Consider the following 1,662-nt stretch of genomic DNA (forward strand, 5'->3'; position numbering starts at 1 on the left):
CAGATGTTTGAGGTGAATCATTTTTTTCAATCTTGTTATCCACTTTTTCGTTGTGATCCAATGTGGTGAAATAAATAAAAAATAGAATGACTACGATAAATACCCCAGTTAACCATATAACATTAAATTTATTGCTTTGATGTTCCTTCAACCTCGACCCCTTCTTTCATTTTTTGAAATTTCCTAGGAAATCCTTACCTAATGATAAATACCTATTAAGTCCCATACCCTTTGTGATTTCGTATAAACAGTCATTTAAGTGCGCGATAGAAAAAAACAGCCATGTTCATTATTTTGTGTAATATTTTTTAAAATATTTATTGCGATGTAGACATTTGCAGAAGTTAAATTTCATATCTATTAATCTTGTAATGACCGATCAGCATAAAAAAGTTAAAACATCTTTTTCACCTTTAACTGCCTAAGATCAATTTTCAAGAGGAGAAATCTATTTCTCTATTGTTTGTTCTCTTCAACAAGTGTAGTTTATTAATAGGTCCATTTTCACTTGGGCTATATTGTAATCCTAAAAATTTTTAGCAAAGAGGCGGGAAATGAAGTGAACATTTGGAAAAAATATAAGAACTCATCGTTCATTTTAAAAATGACGGCTGGTTTCGTCCTTGGTATCTTGGTCGGTGTGATCTTTGGGCCAGAGGCAGCACTATTAAAACCTCTTGGTACTTTATTAATAAAATTGCTGAATCTCATTGCTACTCCGGTTGTCTTTTTAACTGTCGTACTCGCGGTGAATCAAATGAATCCAGCACAGTTGGGCAGAACTGGCGGGAAATTGATTCTTTATTATGGAATCACTACAGCCTTTGCTGTTTTAATCGGCCTGGGCCTCTCCCTATTGATTAATCCTGGAAATTCACTTTCTTTGCCTAATGCAGAAGTGAATAAACCTGAAACTCCAATCGTTTCAGATGTGATTCTAAGCATTGTTCCTGATAATTTCCTTACTGCTTTCACTACAGGTAATCTTATGGCCATCATGTTTCTTGCCATTATCATCGGTTTTACTATTTCTGGAATGCGCTTTTCAACGGATGAAAAAATCCAGAAATACGGAAGTCAGCTACAGTCAATATTTGATGCGGCAAATGTACTGTTCTTCAGAATCCTTCAAGGAATTATGCTTTACGCACCTATTGGTATTTTTGCTATTGGAGCAACGGCTTTTGGCACACAAGGATGGGATACATTTACCTCATTATTGAAGTTTACCGGGGTATTCTATCTTGGGATTATCATTTTGTGGGTATTTGTTTATAGCGGTTTTCTTAAAATGTTTAAAATACCTGTCAGGAAGTTTTTCATCAACACGAAAGACGCATACACAACAGCGTTTTTCACTTCAAGCAGTATTGCAACGCTCCCTGTTGCCATTGAAAGTGCTAAAAAAGCGGGTATTTCCGAAAAGATGGTCAACTTCAGCTTACCATTAGGAGCCGTATTTAATTCAGATGGCGGCGCGTTACGAATGGGAGCATCGATTGTTTTTGCCGCCAATGTTTCAGGAGCGCAATTTTCTCCAATTGATTTCTTAACCATTATTCTAGTAGGCACACTGCTTTCGATTGGTACAGCTGGTATTCCGGCAGCAGGACTTGTCACTCTCTCAGCTGTACTAACCATGTTCGATCTTCCACTTGAAAT

At 36.7% G+C, this 1,662-nt stretch carries 1 protein-coding gene; it reads left to right on the forward strand.

Going from position 1 to position 1,662, the window contains the following annotated elements; genetic code table 11:
• Positions 1-559: 559 nt before the first annotated feature.
• Positions 560-1,662 (forward strand): dicarboxylate/amino acid:cation symporter (locus WB217_RS01280; protein WP_423989908.1); only part of this gene is annotated, 1,103 nt, incomplete at its 3' end.

The organism is Mesobacillus sp. (assembly GCF_049588175.1).
Classification (GTDB): domain Bacteria; phylum Bacillota; class Bacilli; order Bacillales; family Cytobacillaceae; genus Mesobacillus.